The organism is Larsenimonas suaedae (assembly GCF_023712105.1).
GTDB lineage: Bacteria > Pseudomonadota > Gammaproteobacteria > Pseudomonadales > Halomonadaceae > Larsenimonas > Larsenimonas suaedae.
In genome coordinates, this window is the sequence record NZ_JAMLJI010000002.1 from 296,888 (window position 1) to 316,791 (window position 19,904).

At 59.3% G+C, this 19,904-nt stretch carries 19 protein-coding genes; 8 read left to right on the top strand and 11 right to left on the bottom strand.

Annotation, left to right across the window (positions count from 1 at the left end):
- The 6 genes from NAT49_RS07340 to rpsB all read right to left on the bottom strand — a co-directional run bounded on the left by NAT49_RS07340 (position 1) and on the right by rpsB (position 4,860).
- On the bottom strand, positions 1 to 798 hold the full coding sequence (locus NAT49_RS07340; protein ID WP_251592751.1) for a phosphatidate cytidylyltransferase: 798 nt from the start codon (positions 796 to 798) through the stop codon (positions 1 to 3).
- Entirely contained in the window at positions 791 to 1,537 is a 747-nt protein-coding gene (gene uppS, locus NAT49_RS07345) for a polyprenyl diphosphate synthase (RefSeq protein WP_251592753.1), read from the bottom strand. The genes NAT49_RS07340 and uppS overlap by 8 nt, the downstream gene beginning before the upstream one ends.
- Before the next feature lie 47 nt (positions 1,538 to 1,584).
- On the bottom strand, positions 1,585 to 2,142 hold the full coding sequence (gene frr / locus NAT49_RS07350; RefSeq protein ID WP_251592754.1) for a ribosome recycling factor: 558 nt from the start codon (positions 2,140 to 2,142) through the stop codon (positions 1,585 to 1,587).
- A 4-nt stretch (positions 2,143 to 2,146) separates the two neighbouring features.
- The gene (gene pyrH / locus NAT49_RS07355; RefSeq protein WP_251592766.1) at positions 2,147 to 2,878 is read right to left on the bottom strand and encodes a UMP kinase; all 732 of its coding nucleotides are present in this window, start codon (positions 2,876 to 2,878) and stop codon (positions 2,147 to 2,149) included.
- Positions 2,879 to 3,121: 243 nt separating this feature from the next.
- Entirely contained in the window at positions 3,122 to 3,994 is an 873-nt protein-coding gene (tsf, locus tag NAT49_RS07360; protein WP_251592771.1) for a translation elongation factor Ts, read from the bottom strand.
- Positions 3,995 to 4,125: 131 nt separating this feature from the next.
- Positions 4,126 to 4,860: a 30S ribosomal protein S2 gene (gene rpsB / locus NAT49_RS07365; protein WP_251592774.1), complete on the bottom strand. Its 735-nt coding sequence runs from the start codon at positions 4,858 to 4,860 to the stop codon at positions 4,126 to 4,128.
- A 294-nt stretch (positions 4,861 to 5,154) separates the two neighbouring features.
- Here rpsB and map point away from each other — a divergent pair, with 294 nt between their 5' ends.
- The 6 genes from map (at position 5,155) to NAT49_RS07395 (ending at position 11,808) form a co-directional block, all read left to right on the top strand.
- On the top strand, positions 5,155 to 5,943 hold the full coding sequence (gene map, locus NAT49_RS07370; RefSeq protein ID WP_251592776.1) for a type I methionyl aminopeptidase: 789 nt from the start codon (positions 5,155 to 5,157) through the stop codon (positions 5,941 to 5,943).
- A 79-nt stretch (positions 5,944 to 6,022) separates the two neighbouring features.
- Positions 6,023 to 8,707, top strand: a complete 2,685-nt coding sequence (locus NAT49_RS07375) for a [protein-PII] uridylyltransferase (protein WP_251592778.1) — start codon at positions 6,023 to 6,025, stop codon at positions 8,705 to 8,707.
- Between the two features lie 84 nt (positions 8,708 to 8,791).
- A complete protein-coding gene (locus NAT49_RS07380; protein ID WP_251592781.1) occupies positions 8,792 to 9,157 on the top strand; it encodes a Spx/MgsR family RNA polymerase-binding regulatory protein in 366 nt (121 codons plus the stop codon).
- Positions 9,158 to 9,199: 42 nt separating this feature from the next.
- Entirely contained in the window at positions 9,200 to 10,225 is a 1,026-nt protein-coding gene (gene dapD / locus NAT49_RS07385) for a 2,3,4,5-tetrahydropyridine-2,6-dicarboxylate N-succinyltransferase (protein ID WP_251592782.1), read from the top strand.
- 48 nt (positions 10,226 to 10,273) lie between these two features.
- Complete coding sequence (gene dapE / locus NAT49_RS07390; protein ID WP_251592790.1) at positions 10,274 to 11,416, top strand: succinyl-diaminopimelate desuccinylase; 1,143 nt, start codon at positions 10,274 to 10,276, stop codon at positions 11,414 to 11,416.
- A 2-nt stretch (positions 11,417 to 11,418) separates the two neighbouring features.
- Positions 11,419 to 11,808: a hypothetical protein gene (locus NAT49_RS07395; RefSeq protein WP_251592791.1), complete on the top strand. Its 390-nt coding sequence runs from the start codon at positions 11,419 to 11,421 to the stop codon at positions 11,806 to 11,808.
- Between the two features lie 80 nt (positions 11,809 to 11,888).
- Here the strand turns inward: NAT49_RS07395 and NAT49_RS15005 are convergent, their stop codons facing one another.
- A complete protein-coding gene (locus tag NAT49_RS15005) occupies positions 11,889 to 12,347 on the bottom strand; it encodes a cold-shock protein (protein WP_285836058.1) in 459 nt (152 codons plus the stop codon).
- Between the two features lie 107 nt (positions 12,348 to 12,454).
- On the opposite strand from NAT49_RS15005, the gene NAT49_RS07405 reads away from it, so the two are divergent.
- Positions 12,455 to 12,697 carry a SlyX family protein gene (locus tag NAT49_RS07405; RefSeq protein ID WP_251592792.1) on the top strand — a complete coding sequence of 81 codons (243 nt, stop codon included), beginning with the start codon at positions 12,455 to 12,457 and terminating at the stop codon, positions 12,695 to 12,697.
- Positions 12,698 to 12,829: 132 nt separating this feature from the next.
- Here NAT49_RS07405 and trxB read toward each other — a convergent pair whose 3' ends face one another.
- The 3 genes from trxB to NAT49_RS07420 all read right to left on the bottom strand — a co-directional run bounded on the left by trxB (position 12,830) and on the right by NAT49_RS07420 (position 14,933).
- Complete coding sequence (gene trxB / locus NAT49_RS07410; RefSeq protein ID WP_251592794.1) at positions 12,830 to 13,807, bottom strand: thioredoxin-disulfide reductase; 978 nt, start codon at positions 13,805 to 13,807, stop codon at positions 12,830 to 12,832.
- A gap of 158 nt (positions 13,808 to 13,965) precedes the next feature.
- On the bottom strand, positions 13,966 to 14,568 hold the full coding sequence (locus tag NAT49_RS07415; RefSeq protein WP_251592797.1) for a peroxiredoxin: 603 nt from the start codon (positions 14,566 to 14,568) through the stop codon (positions 13,966 to 13,968).
- Between the two features lie 152 nt (positions 14,569 to 14,720).
- Entirely contained in the window at positions 14,721 to 14,933 is a 213-nt protein-coding gene (locus tag NAT49_RS07420; RefSeq protein ID WP_251592798.1) for a zinc ribbon domain-containing protein, read from the bottom strand.
- 340 nt (positions 14,934 to 15,273) lie between these two features.
- Between NAT49_RS07420 and acnA the strand changes: the two genes are divergently transcribed.
- Positions 15,274 to 18,012 carry an aconitate hydratase AcnA gene (gene acnA / locus NAT49_RS07425; RefSeq protein ID WP_285836059.1) on the top strand — a complete coding sequence of 913 codons (2,739 nt, stop codon included), beginning with the start codon at positions 15,274 to 15,276 and terminating at the stop codon, positions 18,010 to 18,012.
- Between the two features lie 113 nt (positions 18,013 to 18,125).
- Here acnA and NAT49_RS07430 read toward each other — a convergent pair whose 3' ends face one another.
- Complete coding sequence (locus NAT49_RS07430) at positions 18,126 to 19,817, bottom strand: NAD-dependent malic enzyme (protein ID WP_251592800.1); 1,692 nt, start codon at positions 19,815 to 19,817, stop codon at positions 18,126 to 18,128.
- Positions 19,818 to 19,904: the final 87 nt, after the last annotated feature.

Consider the following 19,904-nt stretch of genomic DNA (forward strand, 5'->3'; position numbering starts at 1 on the left):
TCAGGCGACCCAGGGCGCAAGCAGCGCGAACAGAGGAACGGCCGCCGTCAGGCTATCGAGACGGTCAAGAAGACCGCCGTGACCGGGCAACAGATTCCCCGAGTCCTTGATGCCACGGTGGCGCTTCAGCATGCTCTCGAACAGATCGCCCAGCACTGAGGCCAGAGTAACCACCAGTGAAATCACGATCAGCCATAAGCCACCTGCAAAGCTCAACTGCTGACAAAGCCCCATGATGATGGCAAAAACGCCGGTGACACCCAGCCCACCATATACGCCTGCCCAGGATTTTCCGGGGCTAACGCGCGGCGCCAGCTTGCGATTGCCGAACGCGCGGCCGGCAAAGTAGGCGCCGATATCCGCCCCCCAGACCACGAACAGGACATACAGCAACCACCACGGGGTCTCGCGCAGATGCAAAAAACCGACCCAGCAGGGTACCAGCACACAGATACCCATCAGATAGCGTCGCAGGGAAGCCTGCCACTGATCGGTCGCCGAGGGATAACGCGCGACCCAGTAAAGCGCCAGACACCACCCAAGCAATGCAAGCACCAGCGGCCACACGGCATAGGCGGCACCCGTCAGCCAGAAACTGACCAGCGTCACAAACAAGAGCGCCACGAAACTCGCTTTTTCGCGAGTCGTCGTGGCGCCGGAAAGATTGGCCCATTCCCACCCTGCACCCAGCAGGATCAGGCCGATAAAGCAGGCAAACGCACCGCCCCCGAGGCTGAAAAGCAACACCAGGGACGTGGGCCCGATAGCCAATGCCGTGATTACTCGTTGTTTAAGCACGCTCGACCTCTAGTTGATCGTCTGTCATGCCGAAGCGGCGGTGCCGATGTGCGAACGCATCGACGGCTTCATCGAAGGCCTCTGCCCCGAAATCGGGCCAGAACAGGGGAGAAAAATAGAACTCGGCGTAGGCAAGCTGCCAAAGCAGGAAGTTACTGATGCGCTGCTCGCCACTGGTACGAATACACAGGTCGACCTCGGGCAGGCCGCTCAGATTGATCTGCTCATCGAGGCGATGCTCATCGATATCCTCAGCCTTGAGTGTTCCGGCCTCCACCTGATGCGCCAGCGCCTTGGCCGCCTGGGCGATGTCCCAACGTCCCCCGTAGTTGGCTGCAACGACCAGATGGAGCCCCGTGTTGTTGCGCGTCTTTCGCTCACCCCGCTCGATCGCCTTTTGGAGCGATTCAGGCAGCTTGCTTCGCTCACCGATGATGGTCAGCCGCACGTTATTGCGATGCAGCTTCCCGATCTCGCGACGAAGCGCCAGGATAAACAGCTCCATCAACCCTCGAACCTCGTCCGGCGGACGGCGCCAGTTTTCGCTCGAAAACGCGAACAGGGTAACAGCCTTGATACCTCGCTCACTGGCACGTTTTATAACGTGGCGAACGGATTCCACCCCGGCATGGTGACCTCGGATGCCTGACAAGCCGTGGGCCTTTGCCCACCGGTTATTGCCATCCATGATGATGGCAACATGGTTCGGCATGTTTGGGTGCATAGGCGATGACGTCATGAGAACTCACATTGCTGCATCGGCAGACCGATGTCTGCCGATTTCATTCAGACCTGCATCAGGTCGTGTTCTTTATGCTCAAGCTGAGTATCGATCTCGGCGATGAACTTGTCGGTCAGCTTCTGAATATCATCTTCGGCTTCACGCTCTTCATCTTCAGAAATTTCTTTCTGCTTCAAAAGCGCCTTGATCTCACTGTTGGCATCGCGCCGTACGTTGCGCACCGCAACACGGGCGCCCTCGGCTTCGGAACGGGCCTGCTTGATGTAGTTCTTGCGCGTCTCTTCAGTCAAGGGCGGCATCGGCACACGAATGATGGAGCCGTTGTTGGACGGGTTGAGCCCAAGATCCGACGTCATGATCGCCTTTTCAATAACCGGCACCATTGATTTTTCCCACGGCAGTACCGCAAGTGTCCGCGCGTCCTCGACATTGACGTTGGCGACCTGGTTGATCGGCATGGTGGAGCCGTAATAATCGACCATAACCGACTCAAGGATCGTCGGATGAGCGCGCCCGGTACGAATACGTTGGAACGCACCCTTCAGCGATTCCGCGCTCTTTTGCATGCGCACCTGTGCGTCTTTCTTGATCTCGTTGATCACCGTCTTACCCTCTGTCTATCAAAGTGCCTTCATTGGAACCGACAACCAGATTCAAAAGCGCGCCTGCCTTGGTCGTATCGAAAACCCGCACCGGCATGTTGTGATCGCGCACCATGCAAATCGCGGTGAGGTCCATGACACCGAGCTTTTGATCCAGAACCTGATCGTAACTCAGCCGGTCGTATTTCACTGCGTCATCGTGGGTGAACGGATCTTTGTCGTAAACACCATCGACCTTGGTTGCCTTCACGACCACGTCAGCGTCGATCTCGATGCCACGCAGGCAGGCAGCGGAATCGGTTGTGAAGAACGGGTTGCCGGTACCGGCGGAAAAGATCACGACGTCGCCACCGGTAAGATAGCGGATAGCTGTACGTCGGTCATAATGCTCGACCACGCCGCTCATCGGAATCGCCGACATAACGCGTGAACGAATGTTGGAGCGCTCGAGCGCATCGCGCATGGCCAGTGCGTTCATGACGGTTGCAAGCATGCCCATGTGATCGCCTGTCACGCGCTCCATGCCCGCGGCGTGCAGCGCTGCGCCACGAAACAGATTGCCACCGCCGATGACCAGCCCTACCTGAACACCGATACCGACCAACTGACCGACTTCAAGCGCCATGCGATCCAGCACCTTGGGATCGATCCCGAACTCCTGGTCGCCCGTCAGGGCCTCGCCAGACAGTTTCAAAAGGACGCGTTTGTACTTGGCTCTACGCTCATTGGGGGGCATGCACTACTCCTGGAGGGCTAAAAACTTGAGGTTCGCTTTCGCAGCACCTGATCAATAGCAAATGACTGCCATCTTGGCGATGACGTCGCGACAACAACGACGGCCTGACCGAGCGTACGGCATTTCCTTATGGAAACAAGCTTACAGATCACACACTGGTTGAGCCACCATCACTATCATCTGGATATACGAAAGCCGCGAGCGGGCAAGACCACCTCGCGGCTTTCAGGAACGGAGACGCGCTTAGCTGCGACGCGCCTGTTCCATAACTTCCTGGGCGAAATCGACTTCTTCTTTCTCGATGCCTTCACCAACTTCAAAGCGAACGAAGGAATCGACTTCACCATTGCCGCTGGCCTTGGCGTACTCGGCGACCGTCTGGTTCTGGTCCTTGACGAACGGCTGATTGACCAGGCTGTTTTCAGCCAGGTACTTCTTCAGACGGCCCTGAACCATTTTCTCGGCGATCTCTTCCGGCTTGCCTGCCATGTCAGGCTGAGACAGGATAATTGCTTTTTCCTTGTCCAGCTCGTCCTGCGGCATGTTTTCCGGATGAGAAACCGACGGGTTGATCGCGGCAACATGCATGGCGATGTCGTGTGCAGCCTGCTGCTCGCCACCGTTGAGCTTGACGATCGCACCGATGCGGCTGCCGTGTACGTAGGCACCCAGCACGCCGCCGTCCTGCGCTTCGACGATCGCAACACGACGCACGGAGATGTTCTCACCGATTTTTTGAACCAGCTGTGTACGCGCGTCTTCGAGCTCGCCTTCCATCAGCGTGGCAACGTCGCTTTGCTTGGTTTCAAACGCACGATCGACCACTTTGGACGCAAACGCCTGGAAGTTGTCGTCACGAGCGACAAAGTCCGTCTCGGAGTTGACTTCAAGCATTACGGCAAGTTTCGCATCGTCAGAAACGCGCGTGATGATACCGCCTTCAGCCGCGACACGCCCAGCCTTCTTGGCGGACTTAAGACCTGCGTTCTTACGCAGATTCTCGATCGCCTGCTCGATATCACCGTCGGCCTCGGTCAGAGCCTTCTTACATTCCATCATGCCAAGACCGGTGCGCTCACGCAGTTCCTTGACCAGAGATGCGCTGATAGCTGCCATGTCTAGATCCTCTCGTTGATCGCAATGATCATCAATATGACGCGAGGCTCCGGCACACTCATTCACCGGAGCCTCGACAATTTACACTACAGTCGTGAAACGCTGTCGCATGCGCGATAGCGTCACACGCATCACTCGGAAGTGGTCGGGGCTTCTTCGTCAACCACTTCGACGAACTCATCGGCAGAGGCTTCGTTCGCCTTGCCACATGCGTTCGCGATCGCCTGAACGTAGATCTGGATCGCACGAATGGAGTCGTCGTTACCCGGGATCACGTAGTCGACGCCATCCGGATTGGAGTTGGTGTCGACAACGCCGATGACCGGAATGCCCAGCTTGTTCGCTTCGTTGATCGCGATGCGCTCATGATCAACGTCGATGACGAACATCGCGTCCGGCAGGCCGCCCATGTTCTTGATACCGCCGATGGAACGCTCGAGTTTTTCCTGCTCGCGCGTGGCCATCAGAACTTCTTTCTTGGTCAGCTTTGCGAAGGTGCCGTCTTCATGCATCGCTTCGAGTTCGCGCAGACGCTTGATGGACTGACGAATCGTCTTGAAGTTGGTCAGCATGCCGCCGAGCCAGCGATGGTTGACGAACGGCTGGGAAACGCGATTGGCTTCTTCCTTGACGATCTTGCTTGCCGCACGCTTGGTGCCGACAAAGAGAATCTTGTTGTTGTTGGAAACAAGTTTCTCGATCACGGAAGTTGCTTCATTCAACGCCGGCAGAGTGTGCTCGAGGTTGATGATGTGGATCTTGTTGCGCGCACCGAAGATGTACTTGCCCATCTTCGGGTTCCAATATTTGGTCTGGTGACCGAAGTGGGCACCGGCTTTCAACAGATCACGCATGGAAACTGACATAGGATTCTCCAGAATCGGGTTATGCCTCCACGTACCCCATGCATCCGACCGCAAAGCGGCACCCTGGACGATGTGACGGTACGTGTGTGTCGTTAAGGATTGATTACACACCCTCCCGAGCCCGTCGACGCATGAAGGTCGGCGTGGCAATGGTTTGCAGGAAAGCGCGCGGCTTTATACCATATAACACTTGAAATATGAAGCCGAACTTAGCCCGAACCCCGCGCCAGCGGGCATTCTCCATCCCCATCGGGCCGTTTCTGCGCACCGATCAGCACCGAGTTGAAAACCGACATGACCATCCCGATCAATACACCGGAAGACATCGAACATCTAAGGGTTGCAGGCCGCTGCGCCGCCCAGGTCCTTGAAATGATCAGCGAGCACGTCCGTGCAGGCGTCACCACCGGTGAGCTCGACAGGTTGTGTCAGGAATACCTTGAAAACGAACTGGGCTGCACCTCGGCCACCATCGGCTATCACGGCTATCAGCACGCCACCTGCATTTCGCTCAATCACGTGGTCTGTCATGGCATTCCCGACTTCGGCAAGAAGCTCAAGAACGGCGATATCTTCAACATCGACGTGACCGTGATCAAGAACGGCTACTACGGCGACACCAGCCGCATGTTCATCGTCGGCGACAACCTCAAGGGCGAACGGCTGTCTACCGTGACTCAGGAGTGTCTCTACAAGTCACTCGAGATCGTCAAGGACGGCACTCGACTCTCCGACATCGGCCGGGTCATCCAGTCCCACGCTGAAAAGAACGGCTACAGTGTCGTGCGCGACTTCTGCGGTCATGGCATCGGGAAAAATTTCCACGAAGAGCCCCAGGTGTTGCACTATGATGGCTATGACCGACATAACGACGCCGTGCTCAAAAGCGGCATGTGCCTGACCATCGAGCCAATGATCAACGCCGGCAAGTACGCGACCAAGGTATTGAAAGATGGCTGGACCGCGGTCACTCGCGACAAGAGCCTTTCCGCCCAGTGGGAACACACGCTGATCGTGACCGATACGGGCTGCATCGTGACCACGATCCGCCAGGACGAAGACCTCTCGTTTCTGACCGAGTGACCCCGCGACTCGACGCCACACAACCGGGCGGCCACCCCCGTCGGGCACTTACAGAACGATGTCACGCTGAGACCAGATCATGCTATTGCACCACTATCGCTTCGTGCCCGACACCGACCTGTTCGACGTGAGCGCCTTCAAGGCCTCACTTGAGACTGGCCGCCCGCTGATCCCGCTGTACAAGAACGCATTGAAAGAGATCGGCGAATGCCTGGATCGGCGCTTCATGGCCGGCCACGACATTCGGGACCTGATCTATGGGCGCGCCTGGTGCCTCGACCAGCTTCTGAAGGTCGCCTGGGAGCGGCTTGACTGGCCAAGCGATGGCATCGCCCTTCTCGCCGTCGGCGGGTATGGCCGCGGCGAACTTCACCCCGGCTCTGACATCGACTTGCTGCTGCTGCTTGAAGACGACGATGACACGCCGTTTCGCGAGTCGCTGACCGCGTTCATCACGTTTTTATGGGACATCGGGCTCGATATCGGGCACAGCGTTCGCTCGCTGAGCGACTGCGAGCGTGAATGCCGCAATGACATCACCGTCATCACCAATTTGCTTGAAAGCCGAACGCTTTCCGGCCCCGAACGCCTGCGCGATGCGATGTACGCACGCACAAGCCCCGAGCGCATGTGGCAGAGCGCGTCATTTTTTGAGGCCAAGTGGCAGGAACAGATCGCGCGCCATCACAAGTTCAATAACTCCGAGTACCACCTGGAGCCGAACATCAAAAGCTCGCCCGGTGGCCTACGCGACATTCAGATGGTCGGCTGGGTAGCCAAGCGGCATTTCGACGTGCGCACCTACACCGATGTGATCGGTCAGGGCTTCATGTCCGACACCGACCTGCGCATTCTGAGCCAGGGCCGCGCCTTTCTGTGGCAGGTGCGCTACGCGCTGCATATGCTGACCGGGCGCGCCGAGGATCGGCTCCTGTTCGACCACCAGCGCGCCGTGGCGGAGTTATTCGGTTACAGGGACTCGGAAAAGCGGCTTGCCGTCGAGCAGTTCATGCGCCGTTACTACCGCGTGGTAACAACGCTGGTCGAGCTCAACGACATGCTGTTGCAGAATTTCGAGGAGCGCATTCTACGTGACTCGGAAACCCCGACCATCACGCCCCTCAATAACCGATTCGAGATTCGAGACGGTTACATCCAGGCGCGCTACCCCACCGTCTTTCTAAGGCGCCCGGGCGCACTTCTGGAGCTGTTTCTGTTGATGGCCCAGCACCCGCGCATCGATGGCGTACGCGCGGAAACCATTCGACTGATTCGCGACCACCGCCACCTGATCGATGACGCCTTTCGGCAGGATGTGCGCCACAAGAGTCTGTTCATGGAGCTCCTGCGCTCCGATGGCAATGTCGCTCAGCAGCTGGCACGCATGGCCCGCTATGGCATTCTCGGCAAGTACCTGCCCGAGTTCGGCGATGTGATTGGTCTGATGCAGCACGACCTGTTCCACATCTATACCGTGGACGCGCACACGCTGCGCCTGCTCGATGGTATTCAGTGCTTCAAGGGCGATAGCGACGAACAATCGCCGCTTGCCTGCACGCTGATGCAGCAGCTACCCCGCCACGATATTCTCTGGATCGCCGGGCTCTACCACGACATCGCCAAGGGCCGTGGGGGCGACCATTCAACGCTCGGCGCCATCGACGCCCGCGCCTTCTGCGAACGCCACGGCATCAGCCGCCGCGATACCGAGCTGATCTGCTGGCTGGTCGAGCATCACCTGTTGATGTCAAAAACCGCTCAGAAACGAGACATCAGCGACCCCGACGTCATCAGCGAATTCGCCACCGCCATGCACGATGAGCGCCACCTCGATTATCTTTACGTGCTGACCGTGGCCGACATCAGCGCCACCAACGCCTCCCTCTGGAACGGTTGGCGTGCCTCCCTCATGCGCCAACTCCATACCGAAGCTCGACGCGCGCTCAGACGCGGACTCGAAAACCCGCTGGACCGTCAGGAGTGGGTCAACGAGACCCGTGCCGAGGCGCGGGCGCTACTGACGGGCATGGGCACCCGCGACGAGAGCGTTGACCAGCTGTGGCAAACCCTTGGCGATGAGTATTTTCTGCAGTACGCCCCCAGCGAAGTCGCCTGGCATACCCAGGGCATTCTGGAGGCCAACTACCAGGTCACCCCGTTAATCCTGATCAGCGCACCGACCGAGGACATGGCCGACGGCGGCACCAAGGTCTTTATTCATACCCGCTCGGTCAACAACCTGTTCGCGGCAACGGCGGCGGCGATCGAACAGCTTGGACTGTCGATCCACGACGCCCGCATCGCGACCTCCAGTAACCTCTGGACGCTGAACACCTTCATCCTGCTCGACGACGACGGCGAACCGATTCGCGACCCCGAGCGGCTTCGCGCCATTCACCAACAGCTGGTCGATGAACTCGACGACCCGGACGACTACCCCAGGATCGTCGCTCGCCACACACCGCGCCAACTCAAGCACTTTCGGGTCCCGACCCGGGTGCGCATCGAGCAGGACGACACCAACGACCGCACCGTGCTTGAATTGATCGCGGCGGACCGCCCGGGCCTTCTTGCCCGCGTGGGCCGCATTTTCATGGAGTGTGACATCGCCCTGTCCGGCGCCAAGATCGCAACGCTTGGCGAGCGCGTCGAAGACGTGTTCTTCATCATGGACCTCGATGGTCAGGCCATTACCGACAGCCGCCGACTCGACGGGCTGAGCCAGCGCCTGTGCGATGTACTCGATGCCGAGGCGGGGGTTTGAGCGCAGCCCCCGGGCTGCCTATAATCGACCGCCTTGCACATCAGCGCACACACTGCATCCCAGGCCATCATCACGGACCCGACCATGCTCACCCTTATCGGTCTAAAAAGCTGCGACACCTGCCGCAAGGCACGCCGCCACCTCGATAACGCCGGACTTAAGTACCGCTACATCGATGTAAAGGCCGACGGTCTAGACACCGCCACGCTGACTCAATTGATAGAGGCGCTGGGCGTGGACACGCTGATCAATCGCCGCAGCACCACCTGGCGCCAGCTCGACGATACCGAAAAGGCGCGCCTTGCTGACAACGACACTCAGGCCGCCATCGAGCTCTTGAGCACGCACCCCTCGCTCATGAAACGCCCCGTACTCACCGGGCCGAACGTGGACGCGCGAGCAGGGTACCTTGCGGACGACTACGACACGCTTATCGATCACATCCCATAACAGGCGCCTTCACGCGCTTTTATCACTTCTAGAGGATCAAACATGCTGAGCTTTGCACTAGGCATCGGTACACAAAACACCCAGGGCGACTGGCTGGAAGTCTATTACCCGGCCCCTCAGTTCGAGCCGAGCGCCAAACTGATCGAGGCTGCCCGCCGCGTACTGACGCTGCCCGAAGGCAATCAGGCCGTAAGCTTTCTACCGGAAGATGCCGGAAAACTGGGCGACGCCTTCAGCGAAGCCGGCTTCACCGAACAGGCCGAACTGGCCGAGGCGCTGACACAGAGCCAGCGACCGCTGGTAGCGATGCTCATCGACACCGACGACGCCCCGGCAAGCGTGCCTGAGGTCTACCTCAAGCTGCATCTGCTGTCACACCGCCTGGTCAAGCCGCACGGCATCAACCTGACCGGCATGTTCGGCCTGCTCAAGAACATCGCCTGGAGCAGCGAAGGCGCCATCGACATCGACGAGCTCTCCGCTCGTCAGCTCAAGGCGCGCCTGGAAGGCCGCACCCTCTCGGTCGACTGCGTCGACAAGTTCCCGAAAATGACCGACTACGTTGTGCCGAAAGGCGTGCGCATCGCCGATACCGCCCGCGTTCGCCTCGGCGCGCACCTGGGTGAAGGCACCACTGTCATGCACGAAGGCTTTTGCAATTTCAACGCCGGCACCGAAGGTCCGGGTATGGTTGAAGGCCGCATTTCTGCAGGCGTCATGCTCAAGAAAGGCACGGATCTCGGCGGCGGCGCCTCGACCATGGGCACGCTGTCCGGCGGTGGCAACATCGTCATCGGTACCGGCGAAAATTGCCTGATCGGCGCCAATGCCGGCATCGGCATTCCGCTGGGCGATCGCTGCACCGTCGAGGCCGGGCTCTACATCACCGCAGGTGCCAAGGTCGCGGTACTGGATGAAAACGGTGAGGTGGCTGAAACCGTCGCAGCGCGCCAGCTTGCCGGCCAGAGCGACCTGCTGTTCCTGCGCAACTCGACCACTGGGCGACTTGAATGCCGCACCAACAAGAGTGCCATCGCCCTGAACGATGCCCTGCACGCTCACAACTGATACTTGATCGGTGGCCGGCCCTGCGCCGGCCATGTTTACGGATATACCATGCCCGATACCCTTTCCGACACGCTGACGCTTGCCTGCGACCTGCTGGCTCGACCGTCGGTGACCCCCGATGACGCAGGCTGCCAGGCCCTGATTGCCGAACGCCTTGCAGCGCTCGGATTCACGATCGAGCCCATGGATGCCCACGGCGTCACCAACATGTGGGCCACCCGCGGGGAAGGCCCCACGCTCGTGCTTGCCGGCCACACCGATGTGGTCCCGACCGGCCCCGAAGCCCAATGGCAGCAACCGCCCTTTTCACCGTCCATCGACGATCAGGGCTACCTGCGCGCCCGCGGCGCGGCCGACATGAAAGGAAGCCTGGCCGCGATGGTCACGGCGGTCGAGCGCTTCATCGACCAACAGCCGGACCACCCGGGCCGACTGGCCTTTTTGCTGACAAGCGACGAGGAAGGGCCGGCAATACATGGAACCCGCGCCGTGGTCGAGACGTTGCGCGCGCGCGGAGAAGCCCCCGAGTACTGCATCGTCGGCGAACCCTCCTCGACCGAGCGGGTCGGCGACGTCGTCAAGAACGGCCGCCGTGGCTCGCTCGGCGCTGTGCTTACGGTCAAGGGCATTCAGGGCCACGTGGCCTACCCGCATCTGGCGCGAAATCCCATTCATCAGGCCGCGCCGGCGCTCGATGCGCTCGCACGCGCACACTGGGACGAAGGCAATGCGTTTTTCCCGGCCACCAGCTTTCAGATCTCGAACATCAACGCCGGCACCGGTGCGACCAACGTGGTTCCTGGAACACTCGAGGTCGTGTTCAACTTCCGTTTCTCGACCGAGGTTACCGCCGAGCTCTTAAAGCGCCGCACCGAGGCGATTCTCGATGAGCACGGGCTTGAGTACGACATCGAATGGACGCTGTTCGGCGAGCCGTTTCTGACGCCCGAAAGTGCCCTGCTGACCAGCGTGACCGACGGCATCACCGACGCGACCGGCACACCGCCACAGCTATCCACCAGCGGCGGCACCTCCGATGGTCGCTTCATCGCCACGCTCGGCACGCACGTCATCGAGCTCGGCCCCTGCAACGCGACGATTCATCAGGTCGATGAGCGCATCCGCGCACGCGATCTTGATGTCTTGAGTGACTGCTACCTGGCGATTTTCAAACGACTTCTAGGATCATGAGCATGGAGCGGTTTCCCGATATCGAGATCTACCTCGCCCCGATCGACAAGGACGCCATCCTTGCCTGGCTGAACGAGACCTTCTCGCAGACGCGCGACTGGCAGCCAAGCGGCAAGGGCAAATGGCGCACCCTGTTCACGATGGCCGAAGGCGAACTGCCGGTGCTGTTGATCGAAAATGCGGCGGACCGTTTCTCGAGCCTCTGGCTCGATTCGAGCGCTACTCCCTGGCCGCGGGATGTGGACTGCGCCCGGGCGGCACAGGCCGCGCTCGGCGTCGAGGTGCGCTGCTCACTCGGCGGCTGGCAGCCAGGCGACGAGCCGGACCGGTTCTATCGCGTCAAGGCGGGAGGCGAAGAGGAAGTATTTCACTGGCCCGATTCAGGCCTTTGAGGCAAGCGCTTTTGGTGTTCAGGCGCTGATATGGCTGGCGTCGATTCAAGAAAGGCGCCGTTCGGCGCCTTTCACATCGATCAGGTGATCACGGTCACATCTTCGGCCTGCAGACCGCGATCGTTTCGAACCGCGTAATATTTGACCCGCTGCCCTTCGGCAAGCGTTCGGTTGCCCTTGCCCCTCAATGCCCTGAAATGAACAAAGACGTCTTCATCACCGCCGACATCGCGCGTGATGAACCCGTACCCCTTGTTGACGTTGAACCATTTGACGATACCACTTTCCCGGTCATCGTCATCGGCCTCGATAGCTGTCGACGTCACGGACTGCGGGGCAGAACGAGACATGCTGGCGGTGGCAATGATCAGTACAATAAACCCTGCAATCGCGGTCGCCAGATAGGCAGGCGCGCTCATGAGTTCACCCGCAGGCGATGCGCTGCCGAACAGCATCAGCAGGCCAAGAATCAGAAACGGCAAGAGCAGCGCCAGTACGGCACTGATCAAGCTGCAGCGCAAAAAAGATTGTCGATTCATATACTTGAATATCTCTACATTTATTGGAATTACGTCATGACTCACTCATCACTTCACCGGAAATCCTCTACTTCATGAGCACTTCAGGCGACTCAACAAAGTGTAACATGCCGATTGACAGCTCGCTCGGTGAGGTGGTAGACCGCTTAACCGAAGTTGAAAGCAGACTGGCCCACCAGGAAGATTGGCTCGAACTGCTTGATCGCACCCTGGTCGACCAACAGCGCCATATCGAGCGACTCGAGCGGCAGCTCTTGATCCTGAATCAGCGCGTTGAAAACACCCGCACTTCTCAGGACGACGACGCGCCCTCATGGCGTCCGGAAGATGACGTACCGCCGCATTACTGAGGCCATCCCATTACTTAGGCCATCCCATTACTGAGGCCGTCGCGCCCAAACCACATTCGTTCTTTATCATGAACGACGCCAAGAAAAAAGGAGCCGAAGCTCCTTTTTGGTACTGACCGACACCCGTCCCGCTTACCAGGCAGAGTGCGGTACCGACGGGTCCAGCCCATCGAGATAACGCTCGGCATCGAGCGCCGCCATGCAGCCACTGCCCGCTGAGGTAATGGCCTGACGATAGACATGATCGGCGACGTCCCCTGCCGCGAACACGCCCGGTACGCTGGTGACGGTCGCGTTGCCTTCAAGGCCTGATTTCACCACCAGATAGCCATCCTTCATGTCGAGCTGGCCGGTGAACAGATCCGTATTCGGTTTGTGGCCGATCGCGACGAACAACCCCGTTGCCGAAAGCTCCTTGGTGGCCTCGCCGTTGAACGCCTTCAGGCGAACGCCGGTGACACCGGAGTTATCGCCCAGAACCTCGTCGACGACGTGATTCCACTCGAGGGTGATATTGCCGTTTTCGACCTTGTCATAGAGCTTGTCCTGCAGAATCTTTTCTGCCCGCAGGTGATCGCGCCGATGCACCAGAGTCACGTTCTTGGCGATATTGGACAGGTAAAGCGCCTCTTCCACGGCGGTGTTGCCGCCACCAACCACCACGACGTCCTGATTGCGGTAGAAAAACCCATCGCAGGTCGCGCAGGCCGACACGCCCTGGCCCTTGAAGCGGTCTTCCGACTCGAGCCCCAAATACAGCGCGCTGGCTCCGGTGGCGATGATCAAGGCGTCGCAGGTATAGGTGTCACTGCCGCCCTTGAGCGTAAACGGGCGCTCGGTTACGGAGACCTCCTGGATGTGATCCATGACGATTTCGGTCTCGAACCGCTCAGCGTGACGGCGCATGCGCTCCATCAGCTCAGGGCCTTGCACGCCGATATCATCGCCTGGCCAGTTGTCCACGTCGGTGGTCGTGGTCAACTGCCCTCCCATTTCCATGCCAGTGATCAACATGGGCTTCAGGTTGGCTCGTGCGGCGTAAACGGCCGCGGAATACCCGGCAGGACCGGACCCTAGAATAATTAACGACCGGTGGTGAACGTCACTCATAAGACCTCTCATTACCCGGCAGAGCCACTGGGGCCCTGCCCATGTTCATGTCATAACAAAATGGCCTGAAAGCGCTTTCGCACCATCAGGCCATTTGCCCGCATTACGCGGTATATGGTTACGATGGCGGCCACCTTCAAGGTGTCCGCCGACGCCCCTTACAGGTTGGACGAGTTCATGGACAGGTACTTGGCCACGCCTTCGGCGGTGTCCTTCATACCTTCCTTACCCTCTTCCCAGCCTGCCGGGCAGACTTCGCCATGGTTCTCGTGATACTGAAGCGCTTGAACCATGCGGATCATTTCGTCGACGTTACGACCCAGCGGCAGGTTGTTGACGACCTGATGCTGGACAACGCCGTTCTTGTCAATCAGGAACGAGGCGCGAAGTGCAACGCCTTCTTCCGGATGCTCGATGCCATAAGCCTGGGCAATTTCGTGCTTCACGTCCGCGACCATCGGGAACTCGACGTTGCCGATGCCGCCGGCGTCACGAGAGGTCTTACGCCATGCGTGGTGAGTGAACTGAGAATCGATGGACACACCGATCACCTCGACACCGAGTTCCTTGAACTTGGCCAGGCGGTTGTCGTGGGCGATGATTTCCGACGGGCATACGAAGGTGAAGTCCAGCGGCCAGAAAAAGACCACACGGTATTTGCCGTCGCTTTCAGACAGCTTGTAACTGTCGACGATGCTGCCATCGCCGAGAACCGCCGGTGCGTCAAATTCGGGAGCCTGACGGCCTACAAGTACGCTCATTAACCTTTCCTTTTGCAATCTTGAATTAACTATCGGATTTAAAGACTGGCTCAATCGTATTAAACCGGAAGCAGTTTGCCAATTCGATTAGGGCAATAGCCAAAATAGCCGTGATCTATAGGATTGATAGTACGACAAACGACCTACCCCAGCTACCAATCGCTGGCATCGTCCCGATGCACCGTGACCGACAGCACCGTGTCATCGAGCGCGTCGACCTCGATGGCAACCTGCATCGGGCTACAACAGCGCTGGCAGTCCTCGACGGTTGAAATCGAGCCCTGGCTTGCGTCGATCAAGAGTGTGCACATCGTGCCGCAATACGGGCATTGAACATCACGCGGTTCAAGCAGCTCTTCGTTCATGGTATCGCCCTCATTCGACCAGACACTTGAGCGCCCGGCGGGATCAATTTTCTGGCGTATTCATAAAGTGAAGTGTAGTGAGCGATGCGCATTTTCCCCGCCCTGATTTCACCTTTCCTGTTAAAGCTTCTCGCGCTAATGCGCCCTTCACGATATCTGCATGAGCTGGCACCATGATTGTCAACAGTTGGCGGCGCGCTTAAATCGCGCATATTTCCCAAAGAGCACCTACGCTTTACCTCGGGCACCCGTCGAAGTAGACGCGATGGGAATGACCGTAGCCTATAAACATGCCCGAGCCGTCGACACTGACCCTCTTAATACGATGAGGAGGAGGCCCATGAGCGCCCAGGATGCAAGTGACATGATTTCCGAACTCAAGGTAGGTGATGCGACCTATCACTATTACAGCCTTGCCGAAGCCGAAAAACAGTACGGCGATATTTCGAAGCTGCCCTTCACACTGAAAGTCCTTCTCGAGAACCAGCTGCGCTATCAGGACGGCGAGACCGCCACCGCCGATGACATCCAGGCGCTGGTCGATTGGCAGAAAGAAGGCAAGTCCACCCGCGAAATCGGCTACCGCCCCGCCCGCGTACTGATGCAGGACTTTACGGGCGTGCCCGGCGTGGTCGATCTTGCCGCCATGCGTGACGCCGTCAAGAATCTGGGGGAATCGCCCGAGCGCATCAACCCGCTCTCCCCGGTCGATCTGGTCATCGACCACTCGGTCATGGTCGATCACTTCGGTGACGACGACGCGTTCGAGGACAACGTCAAGATCGAGATGGAGCGTAACCGCGAGCGTTACGAGTTTCTGCGCTGGGGCCAGCAGGCCTTCAACAACTTCAGCGTCGTGCCGCCGGGCACCGGTATTTGCCACCAGGTCAATCTGGAGTACCTCGGCAAGTCGGTCTGGACCAAGGACATCGACGGCAAGACCTTTGCCTTCCCCGATACGCTGGTCGGCACCGACTCCCACACCACCATGATCAATGGCCTTGGCGTGCTCGGCTGGGGCGTCGGCGGCATCGAAGCCGAAGCTGCAATGCTCGGTCAGCCGGTATCGATGCTGATTCCCGAAGTGGTCGGCTTCAAGCTGACCGGCAAGCTCAACGAAGGCATTACCGCAACCGATCTGGTGCTGACCGTCACCCAGATACTCAGAAAGCACGGTGTGGTCGGCAAGTTCGTCGAATTCTATGGCGACGGCCTGAAGGATCTGCCGCTGGCCGATCGCGCGACGATCGCCAACATGGCGCCCGAGTATGGCGCGACCTGTGGTTTCTTCCCGCTTGACGATGAAACCCTGACCTACATGAAGCTCACCGGCCGTAGCCAGGAGCAGATCGAACTGGTCGAGGCGTACGCGAAAACGCAGGGTCTCTGGCGCGAGCCCGGCCATGAGCCGCGCTTCAGCGACACCCTTGAACTTGACATGAATGAGGTCGAATCGAGCCTTGCCGGCCCGAAACGCCCGCAGGATCGTGTCTCGCTGAAAGACATGAAGTCCACCTTCCTCAAACTGCTCGACGAGCAGTCCGGTGACGAGCAGGACACCGAAGACGGCAAGTGGCTGAGCGAAGGCGGCCAGACCGCGCCCTACGTCGGCAACAGCTACCGCGACAACCCCAACGTCGAATGGAAAGGCGACAAGTTCCGCCTCGACGAGGGCGCCGTGGTCATTGCAGCGATCACCTCCTGCACCAACACCTCCAACCCGAGCGTGCTGATGGCGGCAGGCCTTCTGGCCAAGAAAGCCGTCGAAAAAGGCATGATGTCCAAGCCCTGGGTCAAGACCTCCCTGGCACCGGGTTCCAAGGTCGTGACCGACTACCTTGCGACCGCAGGTTTCCAGGAGCCACTCAACACGCTCGGCTTCAATCTTGTGGGCTACGGCTGCACCACGTGCATCGGTAACTCAGGCCCGCTGCCCGAGCCCATCGAAAAGGCCGTGCAGGATGAAAACCTGACCGTGGCCTCGGTGCTTTCGGGCAACCGTAACTTCGAAGGGCGCATCCATCCGCTGGTCAAGACCAACTGGCTGGCGTCACCGCCCCTGGTCGTCGCCTTCGCACTCGCCGGCAACATGCGGATCAACATCACCGAAGACCCGCTCGGTCAGGACAAGGACGGCAACGACGTCTTCCTGAAGGACATCTGGCCGTCGCAGTCCGAGATCGCCGAGGCCGTCGAGCGGGTCAAGACGGACATGTACCGCAAGGAGTACGCCGAAGTCTTCGACGGCGACGAAACCTGGCAGTCCATCGATGTCGAGGCCAGTGAAGTCTACAACTGGTCAAGCGATTCGACCTACATTCAGAACCCGCCGTTCTTCGAAGGCATGGGCCGTGAGCCCGAGACGATCGAAGACGTGGTCGAGGCCCGCGTGCTCGCCAAGCTCGGCGACTCGGTCACCACCGACCACATCTCACCGGCAGGTGCGATCAAGCCCGACAGCCCCGCAGGCAAGTACCTGAAGGACAACGGGGTCGAGGTCAAGGACTTCAACTCCTACGGCTCGCGTCGCGGCAACCACGAAGTGATGATGCGCGGCACCTTCGCCAACGTGCGCATCAAAAACGAGATGCTCGATAACGTCGAAGGCGGCTTCACACGCCATATTCCCTCTGGCGAGCAGATGTCCATTTACGATGCGGCCATGAAGTATCAGGAAGACGATACACCGCTGGTCGTCATCGCCGGCAAGGAATACGGCACCGGCTCCTCGCGTGACTGGGCAGCCAAGGGCACACGTCTGCTTGGCGTGCGCGCGGTACTGGCCGAATCCTACGAGCGCATCCACCGCTCCAACCTGATCGGCATGGGCGTACTGCCGCTGCAGTTCCCCGAAGGTGAAGATCGCAACTCGCTGAACATGACAGGCGAGGAAGTGATCTCGATCAAGGGACTTGGCAAACTCGAGCCCGGCGGCACCGTCGACGTCTCGATCACGTTCGAGGATGGCAATGAGAAAACCATCTCGGCCAAGTGCCGCATCGACACTGCCAACGAGATGGAGTACTACCGTCACGGCGGCATCCTGCACTACGTCCTTCGCAGCATGCTGAGCAAGTGAGCCTGTCGGACGTCGCCTTGTGCGACGTTCGATCCGGTACAAAAAAAGCCCCGACCGATGGTCGGGGCTTTTTCATGCCTGGCGCCTGCGTCGTGACCAGAACGGCTTAACGACTAGAACGCCGCGCGGCGATAGTGGCGATAGCGCGGGTGCCAGAAGTTCTTCGTGATTTCACCCCAGAGCCGCTCATCGCTGGTCTCGAGCGCCACCCCTTCCTTCTGGGCCTGCTTGGCCACGGCAAAGGCGATGTCCTGACTGAGCGTCTGCACGTCCTTGATCGACGGCAGGAGTGCCCCCTCGCCGTGCTTGACGATCGGTGCGCTGTCAGAGAGTGCCCGCGAGGCCGCCATCAGCATCTCATCGGTAATCCTTGAGGCCCTGGCCGCGACCGCCCCCAGACCAATGCCCGGGAAGATGTAGGAATTGTTGCACTGGGCAATCGGAATCGTCCGCCCCTCGAACTCGACCGGGTCGAACGGGCTGCCGGTGCACACCAGCGCCTGCCCATTGGTCCACTTGATGATCTGCTCGGGCGTGGCCTCGACCTTGGAGGTCGGGTTCGACAGCGGCATCACCAGCGGGTTGGCGCAGTTCTTGTGAAGCGTCTTGATCACCTCTTCCGAGAACAGCCCTTTCTGACCGGAAACACCGATCAATATGGTGGCGCCTGCGTGAGAGAGCACGTCAGTCAGCGAGATAGCGCCATCGCCAAGCCCCCAGTCAGAGAGCGCGTCACGTGATTGCGCCAGGCGCTGCTGGAAGGGATAGAGCCCCTTGGCATCGTCGGTCACCAGGCCATCCTTGTCGATCATGAACACGCGCTTTCGCGCCTCATGCTCGGAAAGGCCCTCATCGATCATCGCGACCACGATGTGCTCGGCAATACCACAGCCGGCCGAGCCTGCGCCGACAAACGCCACGACCTGATCCTTCAACGGCTCATTCTTGGCCTTGCAGGCCGCCATCAACGTGCCGAGCGCGACCGAGGCCGTGCCTTGAATATCGTCGTTGAAGCTGCAGATGTCGTTGCGGTATTTCTCGAGCAACGGATTGGCGTTTTTCTGCGCGAAATCCTCGAACTGAAGCAGCACGTTCGGCCACCGGCGCTTGACCGCCTGAATGAAGAGTTCAATGAACTCGGCGTATTCCTCATCCCCAATGCGCGGATGACGCCAGCCCATGTACATCGGGTCGTCCAGAAGCTCCTGGTTATCAGTGCCCACGTCCAGTACCAGCGGCAGTGTATAGGCCGGGCTGATGCCGCCACAGGCGGTGTAGAGCGAGAGCTTGCCGATCGGAATACCCATGCCGCCGATGCCCTGATCCCCAAGCCCCAGAATGCGGCCACCGTCGGTAACGACGATCACCTTGACGTTGTCCTTGGTCGCGCTTCTTAGAATGTCATCCATCCGGTGGCGGTCCGGGTAGGCAATGAACAGACCGCGATGGTTGCGGTAGATTTCAGAGAATTTCTCACAGGCCTGGCCGACCGTCGGCGTATAGATGATCGGCAGCATCTCCTCGAGGTTTTCCTCGATCAGACGGAAGAACAACGTTTCGTTGTCGTCCTGAATCGCGCGCAGGTAGATGTGCTTGTCGAGGTTGGTCGCGCACTGGCTGTACTGGTGATAAGCGCGCTCGACCTGCTCTTCGATGGTCTCGACGTTATGGGGCAACAGACCGATCAGATTGAAACTGATGCGTTCTTCGAGCGTGAAGGCACTGCCCTTGTTGAGCAGCGGCATTTCAAGAAGCGTGGGGCCCGCGTAGGGGACATACAGGGGACGTTTCGACGGTTCGCTCATGAGCTCTCGCATACCAGGTTGAACAAATTGGCCCCGGCGGTACGACGAGCTGACTGCGCCGCCGGGCTGAATCCGTACCGGCGTCGT

Excerpts from the sequence above, each read along its gene's own strand:
- rpsB (WP_251592774.1), bottom strand. The coding sequence starts at position 4,860 with ATGTCAGTTTCCATGCGTGATCTGTTGAAAGCCGGTGCCCACTTCGGT.
- acnA (WP_285836059.1), top strand. The coding sequence starts at position 15,274 with ATGAGCGCCCAGGATGCAAGTGACATGATTTCCGAACTCAAGGTAGGT.
- map (WP_251592776.1), top strand. The coding sequence starts at position 5,155 with ATGACCATCCCGATCAATACACCGGAAGACATCGAACATCTAAGGGTT.
- NAT49_RS07405 (WP_251592792.1), top strand. The coding sequence starts at position 12,455 with ATGCCGATTGACAGCTCGCTCGGTGAGGTGGTAGACCGCTTAACCGAA.
- uppS (WP_251592753.1), bottom strand. The coding sequence starts at position 1,537 with ATGACGTCATCGCCTATGCACCCAAACATGCCGAACCATGTTGCCATC.
- dapD (WP_251592782.1), top strand. The coding sequence starts at position 9,200 with ATGCTGAGCTTTGCACTAGGCATCGGTACACAAAACACCCAGGGCGAC.
- NAT49_RS07395 (WP_251592791.1), top strand. The coding sequence starts at position 11,419 with ATGGAGCGGTTTCCCGATATCGAGATCTACCTCGCCCCGATCGACAAG.
- NAT49_RS07380 (WP_251592781.1), top strand. The coding sequence starts at position 8,792 with ATGCTCACCCTTATCGGTCTAAAAAGCTGCGACACCTGCCGCAAGGCA.
- NAT49_RS07415 (WP_251592797.1), bottom strand. The coding sequence starts at position 14,568 with ATGAGCGTACTTGTAGGCCGTCAGGCTCCCGAATTTGACGCACCGGCG.
- NAT49_RS15005 (WP_285836058.1), bottom strand. The coding sequence starts at position 12,347 with ATGAATCGACAATCTTTTTTGCGCTGCAGCTTGATCAGTGCCGTACTG.
- trxB (WP_251592794.1), bottom strand. The coding sequence starts at position 13,807 with ATGAGTGACGTTCACCACCGGTCGTTAATTATTCTAGGGTCCGGTCCT.
- dapE (WP_251592790.1), top strand. The coding sequence starts at position 10,274 with ATGCCCGATACCCTTTCCGACACGCTGACGCTTGCCTGCGACCTGCTG.
- NAT49_RS07375 (WP_251592778.1), top strand. The coding sequence starts at position 6,023 with ATGCTATTGCACCACTATCGCTTCGTGCCCGACACCGACCTGTTCGAC.
- NAT49_RS07420 (WP_251592798.1), bottom strand. The coding sequence starts at position 14,933 with ATGAACGAAGAGCTGCTTGAACCGCGTGATGTTCAATGCCCGTATTGC.
- tsf (WP_251592771.1), bottom strand. The coding sequence starts at position 3,994 with ATGGCAGCTATCAGCGCATCTCTGGTCAAGGAACTGCGTGAGCGCACC.
- NAT49_RS07430 (WP_251592800.1), bottom strand. The coding sequence starts at position 19,817 with ATGAGCGAACCGTCGAAACGTCCCCTGTATGTCCCCTACGCGGGCCCC.
- pyrH (WP_251592766.1), bottom strand. The coding sequence starts at position 2,878 with ATGCCCCCCAATGAGCGTAGAGCCAAGTACAAACGCGTCCTTTTGAAA.